The sequence below is a fragment of the Micromonospora sp. L31 genome (genome assembly GCF_052068075.1).
GTDB classification, from domain to species: domain Bacteria; phylum Actinomycetota; class Actinomycetes; order Mycobacteriales; family Micromonosporaceae; genus Micromonospora; species Micromonospora purpureochromogenes.
Genome location: NZ_JBQHDC010000003.1, coordinates 397,250 through 414,139 on the forward strand (window position 1 = coordinate 397,250; position 16,890 = coordinate 414,139).

The window sequence follows — 16,890 nt, forward strand, 5'->3', positions numbered from 1 at the left end:
TGCCCACTCCGGGCGGTCAGGCTTGATCCCTGCGTGGGCACGGTCGGCCGCAGCCCCGTGTCGGAGACCTCCGCGCGGGCGTGCCAGGTTCGCGGCATCGGGGCGGGTGGGAGCGCCGAGACTGCTGATGTGGCGGTGGTGGTGGGGCTGGCTGCTCGGAAGGCCTCGGTCAGGGTGGCGGCTGCCTGAGTGGGGTCTTCGGCTCGCATGATGGCGCCGAGCACGGCCACTCCGACGGCTCCCGCTTCGACGCAGGCGTGCACCTGGTCGGGGGTGTCGATGCCGCCGAGGGCGAGGATCGGCACGGGGCTGGCCTGGATCAGCTCGGCGAGCCCGTCCGGGTGCAGGGGTGGGCCGTAGCCGGGTTTGGTTTTGCTGGGGAAGACGGGTGAGAGGGTGGCGTAGTCCTCTGTGGTGAGTCGGGCCAGTTCGACGCGGTCGTGGCAGGAGCGGCCGACCAGGCCGAGGGGCGGTGGCGGGTAGGGGCCGGCCGACGGCAGGTGGACGGCGTCGCCGGCCAGAGGGTCGGGGCCGGCGACGATCAGGGTGCCGCCGGCCTCGGCGAGGAGCGGGCGCAGCGCGGCGGCGAGGGCGGCACGGTCGGCGCGGGGCAGGTCCTTCTCGCGCAGCACCACCCAGCGCACTCCCCCGGCCACCGCCGCCGCGACCACCTCCGGCAGCGGCCGCCGGGCCTGCCAGCGATCGGTGAGCACCACCAGCCCGGAGGGCACCACCGGACGGGCTGGCCCGGGCGCGGCGAGCCGCCCCGAGCCGGCTCGACGCGGGTCCGGGCGCGTCCCGGCGGGGCGTGGACCGCGCACTGCGCCCGCCTCGGGCGGCCCGTCGACGACCTGCCGCGTCGCCGTCACAGGTCGGGCCTTCCCTCGTCGGGCGTGGAGGCGAGGGCGTGGAAGCGACGGGCGATCCGGCCGGCGCCGTACGCGAGCCGGCCCGCCTCCACCGCGTACCGCATGGCGGTGGCCATCGCCACCGGGTCGGCGGCCCGGGTGACCGCGCTGGCCAGCAACACCGCGTCGCAGCCCAGCTCCATGGCGAGCGCCGCGTCCGAGGCGGTACCGATGCCGGCGTCGAGGATCACCGGCACGGCCACGCTCTGCCGGATCAGCCGGATGTGGTGCGGGTTGGACACGCCCAGCCCGGAGCCGATCGGCGCGCCGGCCGGCATCACCGCGGCGCAGCCCACGTCGGCCAGCCGGCGGGCCAGGATCGGGTCGTCGGAGGTGTACGGCAGCACGGTGAACCCGTCGGCGACCAGTTCCTCGGCGGCGCGCAGCAGTTCCACCCCGTCGGGCAGCAGCGTGCGCTCGTCGCCGATCACCTCCAGCTTCACCCAGTCGGTGTCGAACGCCTCCCGGGCCAGGTGGGCCACCTTCACCGCCTCGCCGGCGGTGTAGCAGCCGGCGGTGTTCGGCAGCAGCCGCACCCCGCACCGGTCCAGCACGTCGAGCAGCCCGCCGGCCGCGGCGTGGGTGGTGTCCACCCGGCGCAGGGCCACGGTGACCAGCTCGGTGCCGGAGGCCCGGACGGCCTGCTCCAGCACGTGCAGGTTGGCCGCGCCGCCGGTGCCGAGGATGAGCCGCGACCCGAGGGTGACGGTGCCGATGGTGAGCGTCACGCCGCTCACCCGCCCTGCGCGGCGCTGAGCACCTCGACCCGGTCGCCGTCGCGCAGCACGGTCGCCGGCCAGCCGGTGCGGGGCACCACCTCGCCGTTCACCGCCACCGCGAGGCCGCGCCGCTGCTCGGTGACCGCGCGGACCAGGTCCGCCACGGTCGACCCGCCGGGCAGGTCCCGGCCGGCACCGTTGACGATCAGTTGCACGTCTCCTCCTCGGGGGTGGGTGCGATCCGGTCCCGGCCGGCGGCTCGGGCGGCGGCGCCGGCGGTGAACCGATCCGGCGCAAAGGGGGCGAGCAGCGGGTCCGCCGCGCCGGTGACCACCAGGTCGGTGATCAGGTCGGCGGTGACCGGGGTGAGCAGGATGCCGTGCCGGTGGTGGCCGGTGGCGACCAGCACACCGGGCCGGCCGGGCAGCGGCCCGAGGATCGGCGCGTTGTCCGGCGTACCGGGGCGCAGCCCGGCGGCGGCCTCCACCAGGTCGTACTCGGCCAGGTCGGGCACCAGGTCGACGGCGGCGCGGAGCAGCCGCAGCACCGCCCCGGCGGTCACCTCGGTGTCGGCGCGCTCCTCGACGGTCGCGCCGAGGACCACCTCGCCGTCGGCGCGCGGCACCAGGTACACCGACTCGCCGTCGGCGTACCCCCGGATCACGTGCCGGAAGTCCGGCGTGCCGCGACCGGGCGCGCGCAGCCGGAGCACCTGCCCCTTCACCGGCCGGACCGGCAGGCCGGTGAGCGCGGCGGCGCCGCAGCCGGCGGCGACCACGGTGACCCGGGCGTCCACGTCGGTGAGGCTCGCGACCGCGCCGGGCACCAGCGTGGCCCCGGCCCGCTCGGCCGCCGCCCGCAGCGCGGCCACCAGCCGCCGGGGGTCGACCTGGTGGTCGCCGGGCGCGACCGCGCCGCCGCGCACCCGCGGCGCCAGCGCCGGCTCGCGGTCCCGCAGCTCGGAGGAGCGCAGCGGGGTGATCGGCAGCCCCAACCCCCGCTGGTACGACCAGAGTCGCCGCGCCTCGGCCAGGTCGTCACCGGTGAGCCCGACGACGAGGGTGCCCTCGGTGCGGTGGCCGAAGTCGGTGCCGGCGGCCTCGGCCAGCTCGGCGGCGAAGCCCGGCCAACGGGCGGCCGACTCGGTGAGCAGCCCGGTCAGCTCGTGCTCCCCGAAGTACGCCTCGGCGACCGGTGAGAGCATCCCGGCGGCCACGTGGGACGCGCCGGAGCCGGGGGCGGGATCGTGCACGACGACGCGCAGCCCGCGCGCGGCGCAGCGCCAGGCGATCGCCAGCCCGACCGGTCCCGCCCCCACCACGGCGACGTCCGGTCGGGTCAGCACGTCAGCGCCCTGAGCAGTTCAGCGGCAGCTCGGGCCGGATCCGTTGATCCGGACAGCGCCCCCACCACCGCCACCCCGTACGCCCCGGCGGCCCGCAGTGCCGGCACCGACGCGGCGGTCACCCCGCCGATGGCGATCACCGGCACGGCGACGGCCTCGGCGACGGCGCGTACCCCGTCCGGGCCGATCGGGGCCGGCAGGCCGATCTTGGTGGTGGTGGCGTGGCAGGGGCCCACGCCCAGGTAGCTGGCCCCGGCGGCGACCGCCTCGGTGGCGGCGACCGGTTCCCGGGCGGTGGCGCCGAGCACGGCGGTGGCGCCGAGCACCCGGCGGGCCGCCCCGACCGGCAGGTCGTCCGCGCCCACGTGGCCCCCGGCGGCGCCCACCGCGAGCGCCACGTGCAGCCGGTCGTTGACCAGGCACGGCACCCCGTACGGCGCGCACAGCGCGAGCACCCGGCGGGCCAGCTCGTACGCCTGCCGGTCGGTGGCGTCGTCGTCCACCCGGACCTGTACGACCAGCTCGGCGCGGGCCACCGGCAGGGCGGCGCGCAGCACGGCGAGCGGCTCGCGCCCCGGCCGGGTGTCGGTGATCAGATGCAGTCGTCCCAGGGACGGCACGGCAACGCTCCTCCCTGCGCCGGCATTACCCGGATCAGGTTCGACGGTCGGGGGCTTCAGCCCCCCTCTCAGCCCGGTGCACCGGGCTCCCGTGGGTTACTTGCGGCATACCGTACGACGGATGCGCCGATCCGCCAAGGGCGGGGGTGCGCTTTTCCCACGGACCGTCTCAACTCGACGGTGCGGGCAGCGCGTGACGGACCGCTCACGCCATGCTGTCCGGTTGGCCCTGAGTGGACGGACCGGGCACGAAAGAGCGGGGCACCTCGGCGGCGTCGCAACGACTCCGAGGTGCCCCGCTCACGGCTGGTGCGACCGCCGGCGGGCGGGCCGACGGGCCGACGGTCAGAGGATGGCGTCGAGGGCGTCCAGGTCCTCGTCGGTGGGCTGCCAGGTGCCGGCCTCGGCGTTCGCCCGCACCTGCTCCGGGGTGGTAGCGCCGGCGATCACCGAGGTCACCGCCGGACGGGCGGCCAGCCCGCCGATCGCCACCTGGAGCATCGACAGGCCCCGCTCGCCGGCGTACGCCTCGATGGCCTCGATGGTGTCCCAGTCCGCGGCGGCGAGGCGCTGCGCGTACCGGCCGCCGCCGGAGAGTCGGCTGCCGGCGGGCGGCGCCTCGTTGCGCTTGTACTTGCCGGTGAGCAGGCCGTTGGCGAGCGGGAAGAACGGCAGCATGCCCAGGCCGAACCGCTCGCAGGCGGGCACGACCTCGGTTTCGACGGAGCGTTCCAGCAGCGAGTAGTGGTTCTGCGCGCTGATGAACCGGGCCCGTCCGTTGGACGAGGCGACCCAGTCGGCGTCGGCGATCTGCCAGCCGGCGAAGTTGGAGTTGCCAAGGTAGCGCACCTTGCCGGCGCGGACGAGGTCGTCCAGGGCGGCGAGCGTCTCGTCGATCGGGGTGCCCGGGTCGGGCTCGTGCATCTGGTACAGGTCGATGTGGTCGGTGCCGAGCCGGCGCAGCGACGCCTCCACCGCCCGGGCGATGTAGCGGCGCGCGCCCCGGGCGCCGTGGTCGGGGCCGTTCATGCCGTGCATGTCCATGCCGAACTTGGTGGCCACCACCACGTCGTCCCGGCGCCCCTTGAGCGCCTGCCCGAGCAGTTCCTCGGAGCCGCCCTGCGGTTCGCCGTAGATGTCGGCGGTGTCGAAGAAGTTGATCCCGGCGTCGAGGGCGGCGTCGACCACCGCCCGGGTGCCGTCGAGGTCGAGCTTGCGGCCGAAGTTGTTGGAGCCGATGCCGACCACGGACACCACGAGCCCGGAGTCGCCCAACCGGCGGTAGGTCATCTCAGTCACGTGATCCACCCTATGCCCGCCGTGAGGGAGGGGCCCCGCGACCGCCGCCCGTCAGCGCACGTCCCAGACCGGCTCCGGCGTCTCCACCACCTCGCCGTCGCCGCCGAACAGCACGAGCCGGTCGAAGGACCGGGTGAACCAGCGGTCGTGGGTGACCGCGACCACCGTCCCGGAGAACGCGGCCAGCCCGGCCTCCAGCGCCTCGGCGGAGGCGAGGTCAAGGTTGTCCGTGGGCTCGTCGAGCAGCAGCAGGGTCGCCCCGGACAGTTCCAGCAGCAGCACCAGGAAACGCGCCTGCTGCCCGCCGGAGAGGGTGCCGAAGCGCTGGTCGCCCTGCGCGGCCAGCTCGTACCGACTGAGCGCCGCCATCGCGGCGTGCCGGTCCATCCCGGCCCGGTGATCGTCGCCCCGCCAGAGGATCTCGACCAGGGTCTTCGCCACCAGCTCGGGCCGGTCGTGGGTCTGGGAGAAGTGGCCGGGCCGGACCCGCGCGCCGAGCCGGACCGTGCCGTCGTGGGCGACCGGGGCCAACGCGGCCGCGCCGTCGACCGGGCCGTTGACCGGGTCCGGGTCGGTGCCGCCCCGGGCCAGCAGTCGGAGAAAATGGGACTTCCCCGTCCCGTTGGCACCGAGCACGGCGACCCGGTCGCCGTACCAGAGTTCCAGGTCGAAGGGGTAGGTCAGGCCGTCGAGCTCGAGCTGGTCGCAGATGACCGCGCGCTTGCCGGTCCGCCCGCCGGCCAGGCGCATCCGGATGTCCTGGTCCTTCGGGGGTACGGGCGGCGGCCCGGCCTCCTCGAACTTGCGCAGCCGGGTCTGCGCGGCCTGGTAGCGCGACGCCATCCCGTCGTTGTACGCGGCCTTCTGCTTGTACATCAGCATCAGCTCGCGCAGCTTCTGGTGTTCCTCGTCCCAGCGTTTGCGCAGCTCGTCGAGGCGGGCGTGCCGGGCCACCCGGGCGTCGTACCAGCTGGCGAAGCCCGCCGGGTGCACCCAGGCGCTGCCGCCCTCGACGGCGACCACCCGGTCGGCGGTCTGGGCCAGCAGTTCCCGGTCGTGCGAGACGTAGAGCACCGACTTGCCGGACTCGCGCAGCCGCGCCTCCAGCCAGCGCTTGCCGGGCACGTCGAGGAAGTTGTCCGGCTCGTCGAGGAGCAGTACCTCGTCGGTGCCGCGCAGCAGCAGTTCCAGGGCGAAGCGCTTCTGCTGCCCGCCGGAGAGGGTGCGCACCGGGCGGTCCCGGGCGGCGTCCCAGGGCAGGTCCAGCACGATGGTGGCGACCGTGTCGAAGAGCACCTCGGCGTCGTACCCGCCGGTCTCGCCCCAGGCGGCCAGCGCGTCCGCGTACGCCAGCTGGGCCTTGCCGGCGGCGGTGCTGTACTTGCCGCGCAGCTCGGCCGACCGCATGGCCGCCTCGGTCTCGGCCAGCCGGCGGCCGGCGTCGCGCAGCGCCGGTGGGGCGAGCGAGAGCGCCAGGTCGGCGAGCGTGGTGTCGTCCCCGATCATGCCGATGAACTGCCGCATCACACCGAGGCCGCCGGCCCGGGCGACGGCGCCGGTCTTCACCGGCAGGTCGCCGGCGACCATCCGCAACAGCGTCGTCTTGCCGGCGCCGTTCGGGCCGACCAGGGCGACCTTGGCACCCTCACCGACCCGGAACGACACGTCGGCGAAGAGTTCCCGGCCGTCGGGGAGGATGTACCCGACCCCTGCCACGTCCACGTATCCCACGCCGGCATCCTGCCGGAGCGGGCGGCGCGGGCGACACCCGATTACCGGGTGACCCGCAGCACCCGGTAGCCCTTCTGGCTGGCGTGCCGCTCGACCTGCCAGCCGCCGTCGACCAGCCAGCGGTGCAGCGAGTCGCCGCCGAGGTGACGGGCGATCACCAGCCAGGCGACGCCGTCCGGGGCGAGCCGGGGCAGCCAGCGGCGCAGCAGCTCGTGCAGTTCGGCCTTGCCGATGTGGATCGGCGGGTTGGACCAGATCTGGGCGAAGGTGACGTCGGCCGGGACCTCGTCCGGGGCGACCGCCCGCAGCCGGTCGGCGGCGCCGACCCGGCGGGCGTTCTCGGCGGTGAGGGCGCGGGCCCGCTCGTTGACGTCGACCGCCCAGACGGTGGCGGCCGGCGCGCTGGTGGCCAGCACGCAGCTGATCGGCCCGAAGCCCGAGCCGATGTCGAGCAGGTCACCGCCGACGGTGGCGGTTGGCAGCTCGGCCTTGCGCAGCAGGACGGCGGTGCCGGGGTCGAGCCGGTCGGCGGAGAAGACCCCGCTGGCGGAGGCCAGGGTGTAGTCGCGCCCGGCGACGGAGAACTCGACCTCCCGCGGGCGCGCCGCAGCGGTGGGGCTGGTGGAGAAGTAGTGGTCGCCGGTCACGTCCGGCATTCTCCCACCGGCCCGGAACCGCCTCGCGGTCGCCTCGGCGGGGAGGACCCCGACGCGCCCGCGCCGGAATTTCCCATTATTACCCCCTAAAGGGGCAATGGCTCCTACTCTGGGCGACATGGTGTATCGGTACGAGTCCGATGAGGACGCCTTCGTGGAGTACCCGCGGTCCGAGTCGGACCTGCCGGAGTTCTCGCCCGGCCCGCCCGCGCCGGCCGGGCCGTCTCCGTCCCGCTTCCCCACCCCGTCACTGCCGCGGACCACCCGGCCGGCCCTCCCGGCCGCCGAACCGGCTCCGGTCCGCCCGTCCGTCCAGGTCCCGCCGCCACCCACCCTCCCCCGCGAGTACGCCCCGACCGGGCCGATCGAGCCGCCGGGGCCGCCCGCGTCCGGCGGGTCCGGCTCCCGGCGCGGCGGTGGTCGGCTGTGGCAGGTGCTCGTCGGCGGTGCGGCGGTGCTGGTCCTGCTCGCGCTCTGCGGCCTCGGCGCGGCGGCCCTGCTCGTCGACCGCACGCCGAGCGACGACCCGACCGCGGCGGCACCGCAGCCCACCACGGCCGCCCCGGTCGACGGGTCGACCGCCGACGACCTCGACTCCCGCGACACCGACCAGCAGCCGCTGACCGCCCGCGAGGTCTTCGCCGGCAAGAAGCTGGTGGTGGCCGACGGACGACCTGCCTACGACGTGCTGAAGACGCACTCCGGTGGCAGTTGCGCGGTCGCCGCCACCGGCGAGATCGCCGACCTGCTGGTCCGGCTCGGGTGCAGCCAGGTGGTACGGGGCACGGTGCGCTCCGCCGACGGCGAGCACCTGGCCACCGCCGGCCTGTTCAACCTGACCGACAAGGCCAGCGCGCAACGCGTCCGGGACCGGATCCGGCAGCTGCTCGACGAGCGGCAGGGCCGCTTCCTCGGCCTGGCCGCCGGTGACGGCACCGAGGCGCTCACCACCGCCGCCGCCCGGATCGGCTGGCAGGTACGCGGCCACTACCTCGCCTACTGCCTGGTCGTCCGCGCCGACGGCGGCGCCGTGCCAGCCGGCGACAACGCGGTCCGCGACATCATCTACGACCTGATCGAGCTGCACCTCGACAAGGGCGTGCTCGAGCGGCGGGCCACCGGCGGCAGCGCCGTCCAGCCCACCGCGAGGGCGACCGAGGGCGCCGGCACCCAGGGCGGCAACGCCACTCCCGACGAGCTGCCCGGCGACTGAGCCGCCGGTCGACGGCGAGCGACGCGAGGCCCGGTCCGAGTCCTGCGGACCGGGCCTCGCCACGTGTCTCGCTCGCCTGAGCACGGCCCGGTCACGCGTCACGCCGCCCGCGCGGGCGCGCTGCGCACGGGGTGGGTGCCCTTGGCTGCACCGGGTCTCGCGAACCCCCGTGCGCTCAGGCCTCGGTGGAGACGCGGAGGCGGCGGGTGAGGTCGGCGCGGCGGGCGTACTCGGCCGGGTCGTCCGGGTAGCCGACCGCGACCAGGGTCAACCCGTGCGCCGCCGCGACGGTCACCTCGCTGGAGCGTTCCCGCCGGCTCAGCAGGCTCGCCGGCCACTCGACCGGCCGCCGGCCGTCCCCGGCGACCAGCATCGCCCCGACCAGGCTGCGCACCATCGCCTGGCAGAACGCGTCGGCCTGCACGGTGGCCACGAGGATGCCGTCCGGGTCGCGCCGCCAGTCCAGCCGGGTCACCTCGCGCAGCGTGGTGGCGTTCTCCTTGCGCCGGCAGTACGCGGCGAAGTCGTGCTCCCCCACCAGGCCGGCCGCGGCGGCGTTCAGCGCCGTCAGCTCCAGCGGCTTCGGCCAGGCGAGGGTGTCGTGCCGGCGCAGGGGCTCGGCGCCCCAGGGGGCGTCGGTCACCCGGTACTCGTAGCGGCGGAAGGTCGCCGAGAAACGGGCGTCGAAGTCGGCGGGCACCTCGCTCATGGCGCGGACCCGCACGTCGGTCGGGAGCAGCCGGGCCAACCGGCGCAGCAGCCGCCCGTCGTGTTCCCGCCACACGGCGGTGGGCAGGTCGAGGTGGCAGACCTGCCCGGTCGCGTGCACCCCGGCGTCGGTGCGGCCGGCGACGGTCAGCCCGGTCGCCGTGCCCGCGCCGAGGACCAGGTCCAGCGTCTGGGTCAGCACCCCGGCGACCGTCCGCCGGGTCGGCTGGGCGGCCCAGCCGGAGAAGTCCGTGCCGTCGTACGAGACGTCCAGCCGCAGCCGGGTCCGCTCGTCCACCTCGTACCTCCCGTTCACGCCGTCGGGCCCGGCACCCCAGGAAGGGATGCCGGGCCCGACGATGACGCCTGTGCTCAGGCCTTGTTCTCGTTGGCCTCGTCGCTGTCCTCGCGGGCGGCGTCGGTGTCACCGGACGCCGACACCGGCGGCTCGGCGTCCTGGTCGCCCGAGTTCGACTCCGGGGTCTCCTCGGCCGGGGCCAGGGCCTCGACCTTGTCCTGCTGGGCGGCCTTGCGGGCGGCGGTCTTCTTGTTCGCCTTGGGCTCGGCGACCTGAAGCTCCTCGACCAGCTCGATGATCGCCATCGGAGCGGCGTCACCCTTGCGCGGACCGGTCTTCACGATCCGGGTGTAGCCACCGTTGCGGTTGGCGTACCGGGGCGCGATCTGGTCGAACAGGGCGTAGACCACGTCCTTGTCCTTGACGACGCCCAGCACCCGCCGGCGCGCGGCGAGGTCGCCACGCTTGGCCTTGGTGATGAGCTGCTCGGCCAGCGGACGCAGCCGCCGGGCCTTCGTCTCGGTGGTCTGGATCTTGCCGTGCTGGAACAGCGCGGTGGCCAGGTTGGCCAGCATCAGCCGCTCGTGCGCGGGGCTGCCGCCGAGGCGGGGGCCCTTGGTGGGCGTGGGCATGCTTGGTGCTCCTCAGGTGTGGCGGCAGCGCGGACTAGAGCTGCTCGGTCTCGCGGTAGTCGTCGGTGTCGTAGTCGGCCTCGCCGAAGGCGTCCACGACGTGCGCCGGGTCGAAGTTCGGGGCCGAGTCCTTCAGCCCGAGACCCATCCCGGCGAGCTTCATCTTGACCTCGTCGATCGACTTCTGACCGAAATTCCGGATGTCGAGGAGGTCGGCCTCGGTACGCCCGATGAGCTCACCAACGGAGTTGATGCCCTCGCGCTTGAGGCAGTTGTAGGAGCGGACGGTGAGGTCCAGCTCCTCGATCGGCAGGGCCAGGTCGGCCGCGAGCTGGGCGTCCTGCGGGGACGGCCCGATGTCGATGCCCTCGGCGGTCTCGTCCAGCTCCCGGGCCAGGCCGAAGAGCTCCACCAGCGTCGAGCCGGCGGAGGCCAGCGCGGTACGCGGGCCCATCGACGGCTTGGTCTCGACGTCGATGATCAGCCGGTCGAAGTCGGTCCGCTGCTCGACGCGGGTCGCCTCGACGCGGTACGTCACCTTGAGCACCGGCGAGTAGATCGAGTCGACCGGGATCCGGCCGATCTCGGCGCCGGCCTGCTTGTTCTGCGCCGCCGTGACGTAGCCACGACCCCGCTCGACGGTCAGCTCCATGTCGAGCCGGCCCTTGCCGTTGAGGGTGGCGAGCTTCAGGTCCGGGTTGTGCACCGAGACGCCGGCCGGGGGCTGGATGTCGCCCGCCGTCACGTCGCCCGGGCCCTGCTTGCGCAGGTACATGCTGACCGGCTCGTCGTGCTCGGAGCTGACGTTGAGCTCCTTGATGTTCATGACGAGCTCGACCACGTCCTCCTTGACCCCGGGGATCGTGGTGAACTCGTGCAGCACACCGTCGATCTTGATCGAGGTGACCGCCGCACCCGGGATGGACGACAGCAGCGTGCGCCGCAGCGAGTTACCCAGGGTGTAGCCGAAACCGGGCTCCAGCGGCTCGATGGTGAACCGGGACCGGGTCTCGTTGATCGACTCCTCGGAGAGGGAGGGTCGCTGGCTGATGAGCAATTTCTTCTCTTCTCTTCCGGGACGCCCGCTATATGACGCCCACGACACAAACTGTTCCGGTGGCCCGCCCCGAAGGGCGGGCCACCGCAACGAGCCCTTACTTGGAGTAGAGCTCGACGATCAGCTGCTCCTGGACCTGGGTGTCGATCACCTGGCGGGCCGGGAGCGAGTGCACGAGGATCTTCATCTGGCTCGGGATGGCCTCCAGCCACGCCGGAACCGACCGCGAACCGGCCTGAGCCTGCGCCACCAGGAACGGGGTGAGCTCCTTGCTCTTGCCCCGGACCTCGATGATGTCGTGCTCCTTGACGCGGTACGACGGGATGTCGACCTTCTTGCCGTTCACGGTGAAGTGGCCGTGCTTGACCAGCTGGCGGGCCTGGTCACGCGAGCTGGCGTAGCCGGCCCGGTAGACCACGTTGTCCAGCCGCGACTCGAGGATCTGCAGGAGAACCTCACCGGTCTTGGCCTTCTTGCTCACGGCCTCTTCGTAGTAGCCGCGGAACTGCTTCTCCAGCACGCCGTAGACACGACGGGCCTTCTGCTTCTCACGGAGCTGGAGCAGGTACTCCGTCTCCTTCGTGCGGCCGCGGCCGTGCTGCCCGGGCGGGAACGGCCGGGACTCGAACGGGCACTTCGGACCATCGCACTTGCTGCCCTTGAGGAACAGCTTCATCTTCTCCCGCCGGCAACGGCGGCAGTCAGCACCGGTGTAACGAGCCATCTCTCTCTAACCTCTCAGACCCGGCGACGCTTCGGCGGACGGCATCCGTTGTGCGGCTGCGGGGTGACGTCGGAGATCTGCCCGACCTCGAGGCCCACGGCCTGCAGCGAACGGATGGCGGTCTCCCGGCCGGAGCCGGGACCCTTGACGAACACGTCGACCTTGCGCATGCCGTGCTCCATCGCCCGACGCGCGGCGGCCTCGGCGGCGAGCTGCGCGGCGAACGGGGTCGACTTGCGGGAGCCCTTGAAGCCCACCTGGCCGGAAGAGGCCCAGGAGATGACCGCACCGGTCGGGTCCGTGATGGACACGATGGTGTTGTTGAAGGTGCTCTTGATGTGCGCCTGCCCGTGGGCGACGTTCTTGCGTTCCTTGCGCCGGACCTTCTTGACGGCGGCTCCGGCACGAGCCTTCGGTGGCATAAGTCTGTGCGCTCCTAGTTACTTCTTGCCGGGCTTCTTCTTGCCGGCGACGGTCCGCTTCGGGCCCTTGCGGGTCCGCGCGTTGGTCTTGGTCCGCTGGCCACGCACGGGCAGGCCCCGGCGGTGCCGGATGCCGGCGTAGCAGCCGATCTCGACCTTGCGGCGGATGTCAGCGGCGACCTCGCGGCGCAGGTCGCCTTCAACCTTGTAGTTGCCCTCGATGTGGTTGCGGAGCTGGACCAGCTCCTCATCCGTGAGGTCCCGAACGCGCTTGTCCGGCGAAATGCCGGTAGCGGTGAGCGTCTCCAGGGCGCGGGTACGACCGACCCCGAAGATGTAGGTGAGCGCGATCTCCATCCGCTTCTCGCGGGGGAGGTCGACGCCGACTAGACGTGCCATGTGCGGGCGTACTCCTCGTGATGTTGTGGCGGAGGTCTGGACCCGTCCCACCCCGCTACCGGCCGTCCCGTCCTTCCGACGCTGTCAGCGCCGGCGACCGGGATCGGTCGTGCCCGAGCGGGCCCCGGCCTCCGACCGGGGGTCAACCACGATTGAGTACGCGCTGCGTACCGCTCGCGGCTGGGACGAGCTGATGATGTGCTTCCTGGATCTGCGGCCCGGACCGATCCGACCGGCCGTGTCACGACCGGTGGGACTGGTTCAGCCCTGGCGCTGCTTGTGGCGCGGGTCGGTGCAGATGACCATGACCCGGCCGTGCCGACGGATCACCCGGCACTTGTTGCAGATCCTCTTGACGCTCGGCTTGACCTTCACGGTTGCCTTACTTCCCATCTGGCCCGGTGGCGCGACCACGCGCGACGCCGGACGTCGAAGACGGACACGGGGACGTCCCGGCCGTCGTCAGGATTACTTGTAGCGGTAGACGATGCGCCCGCGGGTCAGGTCGTACGGCGAGAGTTCGACGACGACCCGGTCCTCCGGCAGGATACGGATGTAGTGCTGCCGCATCTTGCCGCTGATGTGAGCCAGCACCTTGTGGCCGTTCGCGAGCTCCACCCGGAACATTGCGTTCGGCAGGGGCTCGATGACCCGACCCTCGATCTCGATGGCTCCGTCTTTTTTCGGCATGTCCTCCGCTGTCCTGACGTCGGTTACTCCGGACGGCCCACAACGTCTTACACGGGCATCCGACCGAGATCGGAGGGCCCGCGCCAGCCGCGGCTCCGACTCCCACCGAAGCGCGTAGTGGGCATGCCGGAGTGGACGCTGTGCGCCGATCTGAAAGTGTACGCCCGAGTGCGGGCCGTCGCCAAACCGGCCACCCCGCCCGTCACCCGGAGGAAGGAAAACGGACGCGAGGCGACATCTCCCCCGCCGCCGGCGGCTCCGGCCGGCAGCCCGAAGGCCGGCCGGATCAGCCGGGTCCCGGATCGGCCCTGCCGCGCCAGCTGAGCCCGGTGTCCGGTTCGACGTCGCGGAGCCGGATCAGGACGCGGCGGACTCGGCCGGCTGCCGGGTGGTGACCAGGTCGCCCAGTCGGGCCCGCCCGCCGTCGAAGGCGGTCAGCACCCAGACCCCGTCGGGCAGCAGCGCCATCGAGTGCTCCACGTGCACCGCCATCGACCGGTCCCGGGTGACGACCGTCCAGCCGTCGGCCAGCTCGACGGTACGCGGCGACCCCATCGTGATCATCGGCTCGATGGCCAGCGCCAGGCCCGGCACCAGCCGCGGGCCCTTGCCCGGCCGCCCGTGGTTGAGCACGTGCGGGTCCTGGTGCATCTCGGTGCCGATGCCGTGCCCGCCGTAGCCGTCGACGATGCCGTACCGGCCGCCCTTGCGGACCGCGTTCTCCACCGCGTGCGAGATGTCGGTCAGCCGGCCCCTGCCGCTGGCGGCGCCCCGCGCGGCGGCGGCGATCCCGGCCCACATGGCGTCCTCCGCCACCTCGGCCATCTTCAGCAGCGCCGGGTCGACCTCGCCCACGCCCACGGTGATCGCGGCGTCGCCGTGCCAGCCGTTCAGCACCGCGCCGCAGTCGATGGAGATCACGTCGCCGTCGCGGAGCACCTGCTGCGCCGACGGGATGGCGTGCACCACCTGCTCGTTGACCGACGAGCAGATCGAGGCGGGGAAGCCGTGGTAGCCCTTGAACGAGGGAACGGCCCCGGCCTCGCGGATGGTCGATTCGGCGATCGCGTCCAGGTCTGCGGTGCTGACCCCGGGGGCGACGGCCTCCCGCATCCGACGCAGGGCCTCGGCGACCACCAGGCCGGCGGCCCGCATCTTCTCGATCTGGTCGGGGGTCTTCAGCTGGATGTCCAGCTGGGGACGGCGCATGGAGCGAATACCTTTCGTTGCCGGACAGCGATCAGCGGGGCACGTCGCACGTACCCCGCTGTTCGCACTCTATCCGCCGGAGCCCGGCAGGACCTCAGCCGCCGTACGACCGCAGCGCGTCGATGGCGCGGACCGTGACGTCCTCCACCGGCCCGGTGGCGTCGATCCCGACCAGCTTGTTCTGGGCGCCGTAGTAGTCGACCAGCGGCGCCGTCTTCTCGGCGTACTCCCGCAGGCGGGCCGCGATCGTCTCCGGCTTGTCGTCGTCCCGCTGGAACAGCTCGGCACCACAGCGGTCGCAGATGCCCTCGCGGGTGGTGGCGTCGAACTCGACGTGCCAGATCTTGCCGCAGCCGCGGCAGGTGCGCCGGCCGGAGAGCCGCCGGATCACCTCGTCGTCGTCGACGACCAGCTCCAGCACCAGGTCCAGCGCGGTGCCGAGGTCCGCGAGGAGCTTGTCCAGCGCGGCGGCCTGCGGCGTCGTCCGCGGGAAGCCGTCGAGCAGGAAGCCGTCGGCGGCGTCCGGCTCGGCGAGCCGGTCCCGGACCATGTTGATGGTGACCTCGTCCGGGACCAGCTTGCCGGCGTCCATGTACCGCTTGGCCTCGACACCCAACGGCGTGCCCTGCGAGACGTTCGCCCGGAAGATGTCACCGGTCGAGATCTTCGGCACCGAGAGGTGTGCGGCGATGAATTCCGCCTGCGTGCCCTTGCCCGCGCCCGGCGGGCCAACCAGAACGAGTCGCATCTACCGCAGGAACCCTTCGTAGTTCCGCTGCATGAGTTGGCTCTCGATCTGCTTCACGGTCTCGAGACCGACGCCGACCATGATGAGCACAGCGGTGCCGCCGAACGGGAAGTTCTGGAACTGCTGGCTGTTCAGCCAGATGAAGAAGAAGTTCGGCAGGATCGCGACGACGCCCAGGTAGAGCGCGCCCGGCAGGGTGATCCGGCTGAGGATGAAGTCCAGGTAGTCGGCGGTCGGCTTGCCGGGGCGGATGCCCGGCACGAAGCCGCCGTACTTCTTCATGTTGTCCGCGACCTCGGTCGGGTTGAACGTGATCGACACGTAGAAGTACGTGAAGAAGATGATCAACAGGAAGTAGAGCGCGATGTAGATCGGGCTGCTCGGGTCGACCAGGTTGTTCTGGATCCAGGCCTGGGTCTTGCCCGGGTCGGTCTGGTCGAAGAACTGCAGCGCCAGCTGCGGCAGGTAGAGCAGCGACGAGCCGAAGATGACCGGGATCACACCCGCCTGGTTGACCTTCAGCGGGATGTAGGTCGAGGTGCCGCCGTACATCCGCCGGCCGATCATCCGTTTGGCGTACTGCACCGGGATGCGGCGCTGCGCCTGCTCGATGAAGCAGACCGCAGTGATGACCAGCAGCACCAGCACGAGCACCAGGCCGAACTTGGCCCAGCCCTCGTTGGTCTTGATCTTCCAACCCTCGCTGGGGAGGCGGGCCGCGATCGAGGTGAAGATGAGGACGGACATGCCGTTGCCGACGCCGCGGTCGGTGATCAGCTCACCGAGCCACATCACCATGCCGGTGCCGGCGGTCATCGTCATGACCAGGATGGACAGGGTGAGCCAGTTCGGGATGCCGGTGCCCTCAGGCACGATCGGGAACTGGTCGCAGCGGTTCTGGAACAGCTGCCCGGAGCGGGCCAGCGCCACGAAGGCCGACGACTGGAGGATGCCCAGCCCGAGGGTCAGGTAGCGGGTGTACTGGGTGATCTTCGCCTGGCCGGCCTGGCCCTCCTTGCGGAGGTGCTCCAGCCGCGGGATGACCACGGTGAGCAGCTGCAGGATGATCGACGCAGTGATGTAGGGCATGATGCCCAGCGCGAAGACCGAGAGCTGCAGCAGTGCGCCGCCGGAGAAGAGGTCCAGCAGGTTCAGCACTCCGGTGCTCTGACCCTGGAGGGTGTCGAGGCACTTCTGCACGTTGCCGTACGAGACGCCGGGGCTGGGCAGAGTGGCGCCGAGCCGGTAGACCGCGATGATGCCTACTGTGAACAGCAGCTTCTTGCGCAGGTCAGGCGTACGGAACGCACTGAGAAAGGCGGACAGCAACTTCTTCCTCCTGCGCGAGGCGGGCCGCCGGTGATCCCTGGCGGGGGCGGGGTGGGTGCCGGGCGAGTGCCCGATATCCATAGCTGGGAAGGGACTCTAACAGCCCGCTCCCGGTCCGGGCAGATGTGCCCGGCTACATAAACCGAATCCGATGTTACTCGGCGCACACATGCCTGGTAGACC

General features: G+C 72.5%; 19 protein-coding genes, 1 pseudogene and 1 riboswitch. Of the genes and pseudogenes, 1 reads left to right on the forward strand and 19 read right to left on the reverse strand.

Annotated elements, in window-relative coordinates:
- Positions 1-134: 134 nt before the first annotated feature.
- The 8 genes and pseudogenes from ACTMS9_RS11435 to ACTMS9_RS11470 form a co-directional block, all read right to left on the reverse strand.
- Positions 135-734, reverse strand: a pseudogene (locus tag ACTMS9_RS11435) (thiamine phosphate synthase); the annotation flags it as partial.
- Positions 735-865: 131 nt separating this feature from the next.
- Positions 866-1,645, reverse strand: a complete 780-nt coding sequence (locus ACTMS9_RS11440) for a thiazole synthase (protein WP_441142334.1) — start codon at positions 1,643-1,645, stop codon at positions 866-868.
- The gene (gene thiS, locus ACTMS9_RS11445) at positions 1,642-1,842 is read right to left on the reverse strand and encodes a sulfur carrier protein ThiS (RefSeq protein WP_088960276.1); all 201 of its coding nucleotides are present in this window, start codon (positions 1,840-1,842) and stop codon (positions 1,642-1,644) included. Before thiS ends, ACTMS9_RS11440 begins: the two co-directional genes overlap by 4 nt.
- On the reverse strand, positions 1,833-2,972 hold the full coding sequence (thiO, locus tag ACTMS9_RS11450) for a glycine oxidase ThiO (protein ID WP_441164885.1): 1,140 nt from the start codon (positions 2,970-2,972) through the stop codon (positions 1,833-1,835). Before thiO ends, thiS begins: the two co-directional genes overlap by 10 nt.
- Complete coding sequence (thiE, locus tag ACTMS9_RS11455) at positions 2,966-3,592, reverse strand: thiamine phosphate synthase (RefSeq protein WP_441164886.1); 627 nt, start codon at positions 3,590-3,592, stop codon at positions 2,966-2,968. Before thiE ends, thiO begins: the two co-directional genes overlap by 7 nt.
- A riboswitch (TPP riboswitch) is annotated at positions 3,587-3,695 on the reverse strand. It overlaps the preceding gene by 6 nt.
- A gap of 242 nt (positions 3,696-3,937) precedes the next feature.
- Positions 3,938-4,900 (reverse strand): aldo/keto reductase, encoded by a 963-nt coding sequence (locus ACTMS9_RS11460; RefSeq protein ID WP_441164887.1) that lies wholly within the window; start codon positions 4,898-4,900, stop codon positions 3,938-3,940.
- A 42-nt stretch (positions 4,901-4,942) separates the two neighbouring features.
- On the reverse strand, positions 4,943-6,622 hold the full coding sequence (locus ACTMS9_RS11465; RefSeq protein ID WP_441164888.1) for an ABC-F family ATP-binding cassette domain-containing protein: 1,680 nt from the start codon (positions 6,620-6,622) through the stop codon (positions 4,943-4,945).
- A 41-nt stretch (positions 6,623-6,663) separates the two neighbouring features.
- On the reverse strand, positions 6,664-7,269 hold the full coding sequence (locus ACTMS9_RS11470; protein ID WP_441142622.1) for a class I SAM-dependent methyltransferase: 606 nt from the start codon (positions 7,267-7,269) through the stop codon (positions 6,664-6,666).
- Positions 7,270-7,396: 127 nt separating this feature from the next.
- Between ACTMS9_RS11470 and ACTMS9_RS11475 the strand changes: the two genes are divergently transcribed.
- A complete protein-coding gene (locus ACTMS9_RS11475; RefSeq protein WP_441164889.1) occupies positions 7,397-8,491 on the forward strand; it encodes a hypothetical protein in 1,095 nt (364 codons plus the stop codon).
- A 175-nt stretch (positions 8,492-8,666) separates the two neighbouring features.
- Here ACTMS9_RS11475 and truA read toward each other — a convergent pair whose 3' ends face one another.
- The 11 genes from truA to secY form a co-directional block, all read right to left on the reverse strand.
- On the reverse strand, positions 8,667-9,497 hold the full coding sequence (truA, locus tag ACTMS9_RS11480; RefSeq protein ID WP_441142328.1) for a tRNA pseudouridine(38-40) synthase TruA: 831 nt from the start codon (positions 9,495-9,497) through the stop codon (positions 8,667-8,669).
- A gap of 74 nt (positions 9,498-9,571) precedes the next feature.
- Positions 9,572-10,129, reverse strand: a complete 558-nt coding sequence (rplQ, locus tag ACTMS9_RS11485; protein ID WP_280836951.1) for a 50S ribosomal protein L17 — start codon at positions 10,127-10,129, stop codon at positions 9,572-9,574.
- Between the two features lie 34 nt (positions 10,130-10,163).
- Complete coding sequence (locus ACTMS9_RS11490; RefSeq protein WP_154941831.1) at positions 10,164-11,186, reverse strand: DNA-directed RNA polymerase subunit alpha; 1,023 nt, start codon at positions 11,184-11,186, stop codon at positions 10,164-10,166.
- Positions 11,187-11,283: 97 nt separating this feature from the next.
- Entirely contained in the window at positions 11,284-11,910 is a 627-nt protein-coding gene (rpsD, locus tag ACTMS9_RS11495) for a 30S ribosomal protein S4 (protein WP_154941830.1), read from the reverse strand.
- A gap of 14 nt (positions 11,911-11,924) precedes the next feature.
- Positions 11,925-12,332: a 30S ribosomal protein S11 gene (gene rpsK / locus ACTMS9_RS11500; RefSeq protein WP_013288613.1), complete on the reverse strand. Its 408-nt coding sequence runs from the start codon at positions 12,330-12,332 to the stop codon at positions 11,925-11,927.
- A gap of 18 nt (positions 12,333-12,350) precedes the next feature.
- Positions 12,351-12,731 carry a 30S ribosomal protein S13 gene (gene rpsM / locus ACTMS9_RS11505; RefSeq protein WP_091079342.1) on the reverse strand — a complete coding sequence of 127 codons (381 nt, stop codon included), beginning with the start codon at positions 12,729-12,731 and terminating at the stop codon, positions 12,351-12,353.
- A 261-nt stretch (positions 12,732-12,992) separates the two neighbouring features.
- The gene (gene rpmJ / locus ACTMS9_RS11510; RefSeq protein WP_012184307.1) at positions 12,993-13,106 is read right to left on the reverse strand and encodes a 50S ribosomal protein L36; all 114 of its coding nucleotides are present in this window, start codon (positions 13,104-13,106) and stop codon (positions 12,993-12,995) included.
- Positions 13,107-13,199: 93 nt separating this feature from the next.
- Positions 13,200-13,421, reverse strand: a complete 222-nt coding sequence (infA, locus tag ACTMS9_RS11515) for a translation initiation factor IF-1 (RefSeq protein ID WP_007073013.1) — start codon at positions 13,419-13,421, stop codon at positions 13,200-13,202.
- Between the two features lie 357 nt (positions 13,422-13,778).
- Positions 13,779-14,630, reverse strand: coding sequence for a type I methionyl aminopeptidase (gene map, locus ACTMS9_RS11520; protein ID WP_441142327.1), 852 nt, complete (start codon positions 14,628-14,630; stop codon positions 13,779-13,781).
- 94 nt (positions 14,631-14,724) lie between these two features.
- Positions 14,725-15,378: an adenylate kinase gene (locus tag ACTMS9_RS11525; RefSeq protein ID WP_280836954.1), complete on the reverse strand. Its 654-nt coding sequence runs from the start codon at positions 15,376-15,378 to the stop codon at positions 14,725-14,727.
- A complete protein-coding gene (gene secY / locus ACTMS9_RS11530) occupies positions 15,379-16,707 on the reverse strand; it encodes a preprotein translocase subunit SecY (RefSeq protein WP_441142326.1) in 1,329 nt (442 codons plus the stop codon).
- Positions 16,708-16,890 lie beyond the last annotated feature (183 nt).

Excerpts from the sequence above, each read along its gene's own strand:
- ACTMS9_RS11475 (WP_441164889.1), top strand. The coding sequence starts at position 7,397 with ATGGTGTATCGGTACGAGTCCGATGAGGACGCCTTCGTGGAGTACCCG.
- rplQ (WP_280836951.1), bottom strand. The coding sequence starts at position 10,129 with ATGCCCACGCCCACCAAGGGCCCCCGCCTCGGCGGCAGCCCCGCGCAC.
- rpsD (WP_154941830.1), bottom strand. The coding sequence starts at position 11,910 with ATGGCTCGTTACACCGGTGCTGACTGCCGCCGTTGCCGGCGGGAGAAG.
- rpsK (WP_013288613.1), bottom strand. The coding sequence starts at position 12,332 with ATGCCACCGAAGGCTCGTGCCGGAGCCGCCGTCAAGAAGGTCCGGCGC.
- rpsM (WP_091079342.1), bottom strand. The coding sequence starts at position 12,731 with ATGGCACGTCTAGTCGGCGTCGACCTCCCCCGCGAGAAGCGGATGGAG.
- infA (WP_007073013.1), bottom strand. The coding sequence starts at position 13,421 with ATGCCGAAAAAAGACGGAGCCATCGAGATCGAGGGTCGGGTCATCGAG.
- map (WP_441142327.1), bottom strand. The coding sequence starts at position 14,630 with ATGCGCCGTCCCCAGCTGGACATCCAGCTGAAGACCCCCGACCAGATC.
- ACTMS9_RS11525 (WP_280836954.1), bottom strand. The coding sequence starts at position 15,378 with ATGCGACTCGTTCTGGTTGGCCCGCCGGGCGCGGGCAAGGGCACGCAG.